This is a genomic window from Actinomyces sp. HPA0247 (genome assembly GCA_000411415.1).
Lineage (GTDB): Bacteria > Actinomycetota > Actinomycetes > Actinomycetales > Actinomycetaceae > Pauljensenia.
The window spans coordinates 1,172,380-1,184,104 of record KE150450.1 but is presented as its reverse complement, the minus strand read 5'-3'; the positions used below and the strand labels follow the sequence as shown (position 1 = coordinate 1,184,104).

10 protein-coding genes are annotated in these 11,725 nt (G+C 68.1%); 4 read left to right on the top strand and 6 right to left on the bottom strand.

Annotated elements, in window-relative coordinates; translation table 11 throughout:
* Positions 1-2: 2 nt before the first annotated feature.
* From hpt to dacB, 4 genes are all read right to left on the bottom strand, one after another.
* Positions 3-557 carry a hypoxanthine phosphoribosyltransferase gene (gene hpt, locus HMPREF1478_RS04745; RefSeq protein ID WP_034474950.1) on the bottom strand — a complete coding sequence of 185 codons (555 nt, stop codon included), beginning with the start codon at positions 555-557 and terminating at the stop codon, positions 3-5.
* A 172-nt stretch (positions 558-729) separates the two neighbouring features.
* Entirely contained in the window at positions 730-1,863 is a 1,134-nt protein-coding gene (gene tilS, locus HMPREF1478_RS04740; RefSeq protein ID WP_034474947.1) for a tRNA lysidine(34) synthetase TilS, read from the bottom strand.
* Positions 1,853-2,695 carry a zinc-dependent metalloprotease gene (locus HMPREF1478_RS04735; protein ID WP_034474944.1) on the bottom strand — a complete coding sequence of 281 codons (843 nt, stop codon included), beginning with the start codon at positions 2,693-2,695 and terminating at the stop codon, positions 1,853-1,855. The genes tilS and HMPREF1478_RS04735 overlap by 11 nt, the downstream gene beginning before the upstream one ends.
* A gap of 4 nt (positions 2,696-2,699) precedes the next feature.
* Positions 2,700-4,055: a D-alanyl-D-alanine carboxypeptidase/D-alanyl-D-alanine endopeptidase gene (gene dacB / locus HMPREF1478_RS04730; RefSeq protein ID WP_016460946.1), complete on the bottom strand. Its 1,356-nt coding sequence runs from the start codon at positions 4,053-4,055 to the stop codon at positions 2,700-2,702.
* A 102-nt stretch (positions 4,056-4,157) separates the two neighbouring features.
* Between dacB and HMPREF1478_RS04725 the strand changes: the two genes are divergently transcribed.
* Both HMPREF1478_RS04725 and HMPREF1478_RS04720 read left to right on the top strand, forming a co-directional pair.
* Complete coding sequence (locus HMPREF1478_RS04725) at positions 4,158-4,652, top strand: inorganic diphosphatase (RefSeq protein ID WP_016460945.1); 495 nt, start codon at positions 4,158-4,160, stop codon at positions 4,650-4,652.
* Between the two features lie 119 nt (positions 4,653-4,771).
* Positions 4,772-5,284 carry a hypothetical protein gene (locus HMPREF1478_RS04720; RefSeq protein ID WP_148332955.1) on the top strand — a complete coding sequence of 171 codons (513 nt, stop codon included), beginning with the start codon at positions 4,772-4,774 and terminating at the stop codon, positions 5,282-5,284.
* 57 nt (positions 5,285-5,341) lie between these two features.
* Here HMPREF1478_RS04720 and HMPREF1478_RS04715 read toward each other — a convergent pair whose 3' ends face one another.
* Both HMPREF1478_RS04715 and HMPREF1478_RS04710 read right to left on the bottom strand, forming a co-directional pair.
* The gene (locus HMPREF1478_RS04715) at positions 5,342-6,055 is read right to left on the bottom strand and encodes a hypothetical protein (protein WP_232207419.1); all 714 of its coding nucleotides are present in this window, start codon (positions 6,053-6,055) and stop codon (positions 5,342-5,344) included.
* A gap of 1,261 nt (positions 6,056-7,316) precedes the next feature.
* Positions 7,317-8,651 (bottom strand): C40 family peptidase, encoded by a 1,335-nt coding sequence (locus HMPREF1478_RS04710; RefSeq protein ID WP_016460942.1) that lies wholly within the window; start codon positions 8,649-8,651, stop codon positions 7,317-7,319.
* Between the two features lie 459 nt (positions 8,652-9,110).
* On the opposite strand from HMPREF1478_RS04710, the gene HMPREF1478_RS04705 reads away from it, so the two are divergent.
* Both HMPREF1478_RS04705 and metX read left to right on the top strand, forming a co-directional pair.
* Positions 9,111-10,436 carry an O-acetylhomoserine aminocarboxypropyltransferase/cysteine synthase family protein gene (locus HMPREF1478_RS04705; protein WP_016460941.1) on the top strand — a complete coding sequence of 442 codons (1,326 nt, stop codon included), beginning with the start codon at positions 9,111-9,113 and terminating at the stop codon, positions 10,434-10,436.
* A gap of 109 nt (positions 10,437-10,545) precedes the next feature.
* The gene (gene metX, locus HMPREF1478_RS04700) at positions 10,546-11,703 is read left to right on the top strand and encodes a homoserine O-acetyltransferase MetX (protein ID WP_016460940.1); all 1,158 of its coding nucleotides are present in this window, start codon (positions 10,546-10,548) and stop codon (positions 11,701-11,703) included.
* Positions 11,704-11,725: the final 22 nt, after the last annotated feature.

Here is an 11,725-nt window from a genome sequence, read left to right as displayed (position 1 = left end):
TCTCAGTTGGTGTAGACGTGCGGCTGCAGCGTGCCGACGAAGGGCATGTTGCGGTACTTCTCGGCGTAGTCGAGGCCGTAACCGACGACGAACTCGTCAGGAATATCGAAGCCCACGTAGGCGACGTCCACGTCGACCTTGGCGGCCTCCGGCTTACGCAGGGCGGTCGCGATCTTGACGGAGGCGGCGCCGCGTCCGAGGAGGTTGGCCTGCAGCCAGGACAGGGTCAGGCCTGAATCGATGATGTCCTCGACGATCAGCACGTGGCGTCCGGCGACGTCCTGGTCGAGGTCCTTCAGGATGCGCACGACGCCCGAGGTCTTGGTGCCCGACCCGTAGGAGGACACGGCCATCCAGTCCATCTCGAGGGGGGTGTGCAGCTTGCGCGACAGATCCGCCATCACCATGACGGCGCCGCGCAGAACGCCGACGAGCAGCAGGTCTTCACCCGCGTAGTCGCGGTCGATCTGCTCAGCCATTTCGGCGAGCCGACGGTCCATATCCTCGGCGGTGACCAGGATTTCCTTCAGGTCGTTACCCATATCGGTGGCGTCCACCGTGTCCTCTTTTCGTATCGAAGCTACGCGAGCGATTCCACTATAAGCGTGCCACACAAACGCTCGCCTGTACCAGGAAGGATGAGATTCTCACTGTCAGCGCAACATCCTGTGATCGCGCAGTCGGTGTCGGGCCGCTCTGGGGGCGTCTCTTTCGGCTCATATCCACCCGTTACGGGCAGTCTCGTCCCGTCGGGTCGCCTCTCCCGCGCGCGACGAAAGCGATGCGCGCGTGGGCTCCGCGTCCAACGCGGAAGGCCAGGCCCCCGGGCAGGTGGATGGGCCCCTGCCCCCGCCACGCGACCACGAGGTCGTCGATGGCGTCCACGTGCGTGCTGGACAGCGCGCGAATTCCCGCCGCTTGCGCCCCCTCACGCAGAGCCCGCGTACGCACCGCCCGGGGAGCGCCGCGCAGGGACGCGACCGCGAGCGCCACGGGAGCTTCCCCGTCGCCGGGGTCTGTGTCGTCGGCGGCGATCGCGTCGGCAGCGACTCTCGCGGCGGCGGTGAGTTCGCGAGCGCGACCGCTGAGGGCGTCGTCATCCTCGGCGCACAGGGCGGCCGTGCGCGCCAGCGCGGGAACGGGATCGACACCCAGGGCCGAGGCCAGGGCCGGGATCGCCTCATGCCGCAGGGCCGAGCGGCGCAGCGGGCTCCCGTCGGCGGCCCGCCACGGGCCATCGACGTCGTTCGTCGGGTCGTGCACCGGGGCGAGGCCGGCCTGGGCGCACGCCTGCTCCGTGTCTGTCCGACGCAACCCGAGGAGCGGGCGCAGCCACGTCACCCCGTCCGCCTCGCGCGAGATGGGGGCGATGGCCCGCAGTGAGGAGGGGCCCGACCCGCGCGCCAGGCGCAGCAGGACAGTCTCGGCCTGGTCGTCCATCGTGTGGCCGAGGAGGATCGGGGCACCCTCGCGCACACCAATCGCACGCAGGGCCGCGCGCCGCGCGTCGCGGGCCGCACCCTCGGGGCCTCCCGGGCCTCCCACCGTCACGGTCTCGACAACGGCGCGCGCCCCCAGGGATGCCGCCAGATCCGCGACGCGGCGAGCCTCCTCGTCGCTGCCCTCGCGCAGCCCGTGATCGACCGTCACCGTGATCACCGAAATCCCCACGCGCGCCGCCACATCAATCGTCGTCAACGTCAACGCCAACGAATCCGCGCCACCCGACAGGCCGACGACGAGAGCGGGAGGGGCCCCGGCCTCGTCGATGAAGGAGGTCAGAGACGAGCGCACCGCGAGGGAGCAGGCGCGCAGGGGGCCGCGCGGGTTCGCCCCCACACGGCTCGAGGCGTCAGCGCACACGCGCCAGCCACGCGGAGGGATCCGCGTACTCGCTCGCGGTCGGCAGCGCCTCGACGCCCGACAGGAGGCGGGCGATCTCGCCCTCACGCACGACGGTGCGCGCGAAACCCTCGGTCTGCGCCTGCAGCGCCTCGACCCCGGCCAGCGGCATGCCAGCCGCCGCGCACGCGCGCACCAGCGCCACCCCGCCGGCGTGCGCGCGGTGGGTGCGCAGCCACTGGATCGACGGCAGGTCGCGGGGCGTGAGGACCTCCATCTCGGCCGTGGGCAGCGCGTCCAGGAGCAGGACGATGCGCACGAGTTCGTCGCTGCGCTCAGGCAGCGCGCGCATCAGGTCAGCGATGTAGGGGACGAGGTAGGGGGCGTGCGTCAGGTGGACGCCGCGCAGGCCCGTGCACAGGGACACCCACCGGCACCAGTCCGTCTGATCCAGGGCGTAGCGCTGCGCGTCCGCGAGCACGTTGGGGGCTACGAGGATCCGACGGCCCGTGCGCACGTCCCAGATGCCCGTCGCGTCCTTGGCCAGGGCGCGCAGGATGATGGCCTCGGCGGCCAAGACGAGGGGCGTGCGCGTGTCCTCGAAGTCTTCCAGGAGCGAGCCCACCGAGCGGATCAGCCCGCGCCGATCCACGACGATCGTCGAGGAGGCGGCGACCTGCGCTGAGGCCTCGGGCAGGGTGGACAGCTCGGCGAGCCTGCGGTCCGACCAGGCCACCGAACGACGCAGGCGCGCCACCACGGCGGAGGCACCCACGCGGGAGGCCGACGGACCCGCATACGACAGCGAGGCGAGAACTCCCGCGACGTCGCGCGGGCCAAACGGCATATCCATGGCCCTAGTCTAGCCCGGCCAGGCCCTCCTCGAAGGCGTCCAGGTAACCGCGCGTGGCGTAGGCACCCTCGGTGACGTGGTCATTCCCGATCGAGACGAGGAGGACGCGCCCACTCTTGGTCAGGACAGAGCCCGACAGGGAGGTGACCTCCTGGAGCGAACCCGTCTTGGCTTGCACGTTTCCCGCGGCCGGGGCCTCGGTCATGCGCTGGGAGAGCGTGCCCACGAGGCCCGCCCACGGCAGCAGACGCATCGTGTCCGCGCCGGTCCCGCTGCCTGCATACGAGGCCTTGAGGACGCCGACCAGCGTGTTGGCGCTGATCTTGTCGTTGCTCGACAGGCCCGAGCAATCCTCGAGGGTCAGGCCCTCCGTGGGGACACCGGCCTGCGTCAAGGCCTTGCGCACCGTCTCGGCCGCGCCCTCGTAGGTGGAAGGGGCTCCGGCCGCGCGCGCGGCGAAACGGCAGTACTGATCCGCGAGCGTGTTATCCGAGTGGGCGAGCATCCAGCGCAGCTGCTCCCCCATCGTCGCCGAGCTCACCGACGCGACAGTGGCCGCGCCCGCCGGGCCATCGCCGGCCTCGCCGAGCGTCGCCGTGATGCCGGCGGCACCCAGCGCCTGCGAGAACACCTGCGCGACGCGACCCGGAGCATCCGAGTAGAAGGCGTTAGCACCCTCGTAGGTGCGCCCCGCGTCGATCGCCATCGGTCCGACGTGCCCCTCGTAGGAGCCGACCTCCTGCGCGTCCCAGGACGCCAGGTGCGAGGCCCCGTCGAAGAGCGTGCCGCGCCAGTTCAGGGTCACCGAGGTGATGCCGCGCTGCTTCAGGGCAGCCGCCGCATCGTTCGCGAGGGTCTGCAGGCCTGCGCGCCCCGACACCTCGACCTCGTCGGAGGTACCGATGCCCAGGAGCAGGTCGCCCTCGGAATCCAGGTAGAGAGTCTGGTTGTCGGCGCCGAGGAGCGCGCTCGTCGTCAGCGTCGCCGTCGGGTCCAGGTTCGCCAGCGCGGTGAAAGCCGTCAGCGTCTTCGTCGTCGAGGCCGGCGTGTGAGCCGTCGACGCATCCGCGTCCAGCAGCACCTCGCCGGTCTGCGCGTCCACGACCGTGCCCCACGCCGTGTAGCCGCCCTGCGCCGCGGCGGCCGCCACCGGCGCCCACAGCGCCTCCACGTCTGCGGCGCTCACCGGATTGCCCGCGCCCTTCGCGTCGCCCGAAACCGGTGCCGCTTCAAGGGTCGAGGCCGTGGGAGCGTCCGCCGGAGTAGCCGCTTGCGGGGAGCAGCCGGAACCCACCAGCGCCGCCGTCGCCACGAGCGCGGCGCTAGCGCTTACAATTGCCCCCATAGACGTGCGATGCATGGATGTCCCTTCGTGGTTATTTCGGTAACTACACTACCTGTCCATGTGCCCACACAACCAACTGGACCCCCGAGTTTCGGGGCTGAAGCGGAAGGCGCGGCCATGGAATTTGACGTGACCATCGAGATCCCCAAGGGGAACCGAAACAAGTACGAGATTGACCACGAGACGGGTCGCATCCGCCTCGACCGCATGCTCTTCACCTCGACCCGCTACCCGGACGACTACGGTTTCATCGACGACACCCTGGGCGAGGACGGTGACCCGCTGGACGCCCTCGTCCTCCTCGAAGAGCCCACGTTCCCCGGCTGCGTGATCCGCTGCCGCGCGCTCGGCATGTTCCGCATGCGCGACGAAAAGGGCGGCGACGACAAGGTCCTGTGTGTGCCCGCCTCCGACCAGCGTGCCTCGTGGCGCACCGAAATCGACGACGTGTCGGAGTTCCACCGCCTGGAAATCCAGCACTTCTTCGAGGTCTACAAGGACCTCGAGCCCGGCAAGAGCGTCGAGGGCGCCCACTGGGTGGGCCGCGAAGAGGCCGAGGCCGAAATTCGCCGCTCCTACGAGCGCCTGAAGGAGCACGAGGGCCAGCACTGAAACCCTGGGAGCGACGCCTCGCGCGCCTCATCGTCGTTACCGTCCTGATTCTTATCGGCGTTTTCAGCTGGGTTTTCGTCGGCAAGCCGCTGCTCGGCCCGCTCACAATGCGCGCCAAGTTGGCGACGCTTCCCCTGTTCGCACTGCTGTGCATCGGGTGGGTGCCGATCGTGTGGGCGTCCCTGCGTTGGATGGTCCGCGACATCCTTCGCCGTTTCCTGTTGCCTGCCCGTGGGCGCCACGCGCGCGCTCCGCATCCCGGGGTCGCCACTGCCGCCTTCGTACTCTCCGCCTCGGCGTTCGCATTCGCCTACGCAGATCTCGGGGCGGGGTACCTCCCAGCACTTCAAGACTGGTGGGAGGGGCCCACGCACTACGAGGGCCTGACCTGCCAGAACCTGGACGAGAAAAGCGTGAGTCGACGCCGAGTCTTCAGCACCTTTGAGCTCGTTGATTCCAACGGCGTCATGTGGTCTTTCAAGATCGCCCGCTCCGACCTACGGGCGGTTTCCACCCGTCTGGGCCACCCCTACACGACAGTCCTCACGGCCTGCAGGATCCCGACCATGACCCTCGACGCGTCGATCTACCCCAGGACCGGCATCATCGCCGAGGCCTCGGTCCGTCAGTAGCGTGTCGGCCTCGTCCTTAGCCGATCTCCGCGTGTTCCGGCCTCACGCCGATTCGCACTATTTCTTCCACGCGTCGACGATGATGCCCGTGCGCTCGTAGATGGAGATTCCGATCTGCGTGCCGGGGGTCTGGCAGGCCTCGACGATCGTGTTGTAGAGGGGCGTCCCCTTCTCGGCGTGGCGATCGAGCTCGTATTGGCGCAAGTCGTAGGCGCGCACGATCCCTTCGGTGTCAGTCAGCTCGATGTGCACGAAGGGGCCGTCGTCGCGCTCTTCGGGATTCATGGCGGTGCACGTGACGCCCTCGCGGGTCACGGGTCCATCCCGCCAGTCGAGGGCAGCCTGACCACACATGCCCCACGCGACCAGACCAACCAGTCCGAGCACCACGAGCGAGGCCACAACCCCCAGGAACGCGGTGCCGGGGTGGGCCTCCGGCGCGTGCTTGCCGCTGCGCATCGGCTTGATCCTGCGGATCAGGTCGAGGATGAAACGACAGAACGCCGCCCGAACGATGGGGAGGAACGCGAGGACGGCGATGGCCGCGATGATCACTCGCGCCTGGCTCAAGTGGAATGCCCACTGCGTCCAGTGATCCCTCGTCAGAACCCCAATGAGGGACCACGCCGGAAACACTACGAAGGACAGGAGCCCCAGGGTGCGCGCGTACGCAGGGAACGGCTTGACGACCTGCGGGACCGTGGGGGTGGCGTTGCCCATGGGGGTTGCACTGCTCGGCTGGATGCGGGTGTCGGTATCCGGGGTACTCATGCCGTTCATGCTAGCCACATGACTCCACAAGCGCGCTCGCGGGTTCCTCGTCGGGGCACTCTTCTGTAACGGCCGCGCCATCCGGCACTTGTGGCCTCATGGCGGCAGCACCCGGTAAGACTCCCGGCCCACCGAGTGGCTATCGCGGCCCCTCAGGCGGCCACCTGGCCCTTTCATGCGCACGTTAACCCGATGACATGCACGTGGGCTGCACAACCCGCACGTTAACCCGATGAGATGCGCATGGGCAACGCCGCCCACACGCAAGTAAAGGGGTTAACGTGCGCATCAAGGGGTTAACGCGCATCTCAAGGGGCTGAGGCGCACCACCGGACGGCACTCATCGCCAAGTCCTCGATCCGTCAGTAGCACGCCGGCCTCGTGCTTAGCCGATCTCCGCGTGTTCCGGCCTCACGCTTACCCGACCTCCGCATACACCGACCGCGCACGTGCCGACCGTCGCGTTACTGGCATTGAAATTTTCCGTTGCTGACCCGTAAACCCCCGTACAGACGCCCACCGGTACAAAACTCTCCCGGCAACCCCCGTTTCAAGGCCAAACCGGTACAAAATTCTCCCCACACAGCAAAAAACACCCATTTCAGCCCATTTAGCGCGAGCAGGGAGAAAAATATCCCGGTCCAGACACAAACAACCCGAGCAGGGAGAACTTATTCCCGCAGACCACCACCCACTAGCCACGCAGCGCACACTCCCCGGTACGAAACTCTCCCGGCAACCCCCGTTTCAAGGCCAAACCGGTACAAAACTCTCCCAGCACGGCGGAAAACGCCCATTTCAGACCATTTGGCGCGAGCAGGGAGAAAATTATCACGGCCAGTAAGCAAACAACCCGAGCAGGGAGAACTTTTTCCCGCAGACCACCACCCACTAGCCACGCAGCGCACACGCCCCGGTACAAAACTCTCCGGGCACACGGCATGCAAGGCCAAACCGGTACAAACCTCTCCCGGCAACCCCCACCTCAAGGCCACACCGGTACAAAACTCTCCCAGCACGGCGAAAAACGCCCATTTCAGCCCTTACGACGCGAGCAGGGAGAAAATTATCCCGGGGCAAACACAAACAACCCGAGCAGGGAGAACTTTTTTCCGCAAACCACCACTCACCAGCCGCACAGGGCACACACACCGGCACAAAACTCCCCTAGCAAACCCCCACACAAGCACACACACAAACGCCGGGGGCCGCGCAGACACACAGTCTGCGCGGCCCCCGGGCCATCAAGCAACGATGCTGCTCAGAGCCTCACGGCGTAGGGCATGATCGAGCCCCAGCTGTACACGCCGGTGATGCGCACGGGCACACCGAAGGTGGGAGCCTCGATCATCTGGCCGCCGCCCAGGTAGATGGCGACGTGGTAGATGCCGGACTGGGTGCCGTTGGAGGACCAGAAGATCAGGTCGCCGGCCTCCATGGAGCCGATCGGCACGTGCGTGCCGTAGCTGTACTGGGCGCGCGAGAGGTGCGGCAGGTCGACGCCAGCGCTGCCCCACGCGAGCATGGTCAGGCCGGAGCAGTCCACGCCGCCGTAGGATTCGCCGCCCCACACGTAGGGCACGCCCAGGTAGCTCTGCGCGGTTGCGATGGCGGTGGAGGCACCGCCGCCACCCGAGTAGGAGGGCGCCGAGTACGAGGGCTCCTCGTAGGAGTAGGAGGGCGCGGAGTACGAGTAGTCGTCGTCATCCTCATCGTCGGAGGACGACGAGGAGGACGAGGCCTGGGCCGCGGCGGCAGCGTCGGCTGCGGCCTGGCGTTCGGCGGCGGCTGCGGCGTCGGCTTGACGCTGGGCTTCGGCGGCTGCGGCGGCCTGCTCGGCGGCGATGCGCGCGGCTTCCTGGCGCTCGGCTTCAAGGGCGGCTTCGCGCTGGTTGATGAGGTCGACGGTCGTGTTCTGCTTGGTCGCGAGCTCCTGCACGTAGGCGCTGCGCTGGGCGGCGACGATCGCGGCCTCGTTCTGGGCGGCAGCAGCGGCCTGGTTGGCGGCGTCGGTGCGGGCCTGGACCTCGTTGGTGGCAGCCTGCTGGCTCGCGAGCGCGGTGTTCGCCGCGTCGCGGGTCACCTTGGCGACCTGCTCGAGGGCGGCAACATTCTGCATCTTCGCCTCGGCGGAGGAGGAGAAGGAGTTGATGCCGGCCTGCTTGGTTTCGACGCTGCGCAGGCCGTCGGAGTCGAGGTAGGGGGCGAGCGAATCGAGCGTGCCGCCACCGTTGCGATAGGCGGCCTGGGCGACGGAGGCGATCTGCTGCTTGCCTTCCTGGAAGGCAGCTTCGGCGGCGTCGGCCTCGGCCGAGGCCTGGTTGGCAGTCGCGGTCGCTTCGGCCAGCGCGATGTTCGCCTCGTTGAGGTTTTCGCCTGCGATCTGTGCGTTCTGCGTCGCGGTTGCGGCGCTGGCGCTGACCTCGGCGAGCTTGACCTCAATCTGGGCGACGCTCATCTTCGCGGCCTCTTCGGCAGCCTGGGCGGCTGCGATCTCTTCCTCAGAGGGAGCGGCTTGCGCCATCTGGGGCAGCACGAGGAGGGCGCAGGCGGCGATTGCCGTCAGGCCCGTGCGAATGGTTCCGCGTCGTCTCATCGTTTGTCTCATCTCGTCTGTTTACGTGCGCCGGCGGGCGCGTACTGGGAAAAAGCCTAACCACTTTCGTCACGCTTGGCAACAAACACACCACAAAACTCAACTTTCACACATACAACAATCGCAACATTCGTAACATCAGCATCATGATTACCGCGCAAATACCTGCGTTTTTATCACACTTCCAACCATCAGTGCGAGCCTGCTCACACACCCAGCCCTCACGCCTCACCCGTCACAAAAGTCCACCATCCGGGACCGCCGCGCCCCGGCCTCGTCGATGACAAACAATAGGAGCCATGAACCGTCGAATGTGCCGCTGACTGCGCGTCAGCACCAGCGACTGCCGCGCAGTCCCCCGACAGCGGGACGCGCCTCGACGCATGTTCACTTCACCGCATCTGCGGCCCGCCGGAGGGGAATCAGAGACGACCCACCCCTCACCAAAGGAACCGCACAATGACCGCCAACGACTGGTCCTTCGAAACCAAGCAGATTCACGCCGGATACAACCTCGACCCCGCCACGGGCGCGACCGCCCTGCCCATCTACCAGACCTCCTCCTACGCCTTCGAGGACACCGCGCAGGCGGCGAGCCGCTTCGCGCTGCAGGAGCTCGGCCCCATCTACACGCGCCTGACCAACCCGACGACCGACGGTGTCGCCGCCCGCATCGCTGCCCTCGAGGGCGGCGTCGGCGGCCTCCTCGTCTCCTCCGGCCAGTCCGCGACCGCCCTGTCGATCCTCGCCCTGGCCGTGGCCGGCAACAACGTGGTCGCCTCCCCCTCCCTGTACGGCGGCAGCGTCACCCTGCTGAAAAACACGCTGGGACGCCTGGGCATCGAGGCGCGCTTCGTCGCGAACCCGCTCGACCCCGAGGCCTGGCGCGCGCTCGCCGACGACAAGACGGTCGCCTTCTACGGCGAGACCATCCCCAACCCGCAGGGCGACATCCTCGACATCGAGCCGATCGCGACGGTCGCCCACGAGGTCGGCGTGCCCCTCATCGTCGATAACACGGTCGCCACCCCCTACCTGGTGCGCCCGATCGAGTGGGGCGCCGACATCGTCGTCCACTCGGCCACCAAGTACCTGGGCGGCCACGGCACGTCGATCGCGGGCGCGATCGTCGACTCGGGCAACTTCGACTTCGCCTCCCAGCCCGAGCGTTTCCCCCTCTACAACACGCCGGACGAGTCCTACCACGGCCTCGTCTACGCCCGTGATCTGGGCGTGGGCGGCGCGCTGGGCGCGAACCTGGCGTTCCTGCTGCGCATCCAGACGCTCATCAACCGCGACCTCGGCGCCGTCACCTCCCCCTTCAACGCGTTCCTCATCTCGCAGGGCATCGAGACCCTGTCGCTGCGCATCGAGCGTCACGTCTCCAACGCGCTGGCCGTCGCCCGCTTCCTGGAGGCCCACCCGGATGTCGAGTCCGTCAACTACGCGGGCCTGGAGTCCTCCCCCTACTACGAGCTGGGCAAGAAGTACGCGCCGCTGGGTACGGGCGGCCTGCTCTCCTTCGTCATCAAGGGCGGGTACGAGGCCGGCCGGGCTTTCGCGGACGGCGTGCAGCTCCTGCCGGTGGTCGCCAACATCGGCGACGCGAAGTCCCTTGTCATCCACCCGGCCTCGACGACGCACTCGCAGCTGACCGAGGAGGAGCTGGCCAAGGCCGGCGTCGCTCCCGGCACGGTGCGCCTGTCGATCGGCCTGGAGAACATCAAGGACATCCTGGCCGACCTGCAGCTCGGCTTCGACGCGGCCCGCGCGGCCACGGCCTGACAGACCCGTCGGCGGCCTCGGGGATACACACACTCCTGAGGCTCCGAGGCCGCCGCTGCCCCTCCCCGTCTCGCGTGACAGCGAAGCGCCCCTGCGAAAGAAGGACCCCATGAGCCGCTCCAACCTGCCTCCCGCACCCACGTCCGGCGCGTGGCGCGAGGGCGACCCGGTCGCGTTCCGCAAGTTCGCGAATCTGGGCGCCCAGCGCCTGGAAAACGGCGAGATCCTGCCCTCCGTGACGCTCGCGTACGAGACGTGGGGTGAACTGGACGAGGCCTCGTCGAACGCGGTCCTCATCCTGCACGCGCTGACCGGCGACGCGCACGTGTGCGGCGAGGCCGCGCCCGGCCAGCCGACCCCCGGCTGGTGGGAGCAGATCGTGGGCCCGGGGCGCATCATCGACACGGACCGCTATTTTGTGGTGGCCGCGAACGTGCTGGGTGGCTGTCAGGGCTCTACGGGCCCGGCGTCTCTCGCTCCCGACGGCGCGCCATGGGGCTCGCGTTTCCCCGTGATTTCCACGCGCGACCAGGTGTACGCGGAGTCCCGCCTGGCCGACCTGCTCGGCATTGACGAGTGGAGCATCGTCGTGGGCGCGTCGCTGGGTGGCCAGCGCGCGATCGAGTGGGCGGTCAGCTACCCGGAGCGCGTGCGCCGACTGGTGGTCGTGGCCTCGGGCGCACAGACGACCGCCGACCAGGCGGCATGGACCCACACGCAGATCCGCGCGATCGAGCTGGATCCGGCGTGGCGCGGCGGCGACTACTACGCGGGCCCCGGCCCCACCGCCGGGCTAGCGCTCGCCCGCCAGATCGCGCACACGACCTACCGCTCCCCCTCGGAGCTGGACGAGCGTTTCGGCCGCATTCCCCAGAACGACGAGGATCCGCTGCACGGCGGACGCCTGGCGGTCGAGTCCTACCTGGACTACCACGGCGAGAAGATCGTGCGCCGCTTCGATGCGGGTTCCTACGTGACGCTGTGTCGCACGATGCTCTCCCACGACGTGGGCCGCGACCGCGGCGGCGTCACCGAAGCCCTCAAGGCGGTCACCGCGCGCACGCTGGTCGTCGCCGTCGATTCGGATCGCCTCTTCTTCCCCGAGCAGGTCTGGCAGATGGCGGCCGGCATCTCGGGCGCGTTCTACCGCGAGATCCACTCCGACCACGGGCACGACGGCTTCCTCATCGAGCACGACCAACTCACGGCCCTCCTCGATGAGTTCCTCAACGAGCGCATCCCCTCGCGCGCGTCTTCCTTCGCCTGATCCACGCTCGATTCTCGCCGAG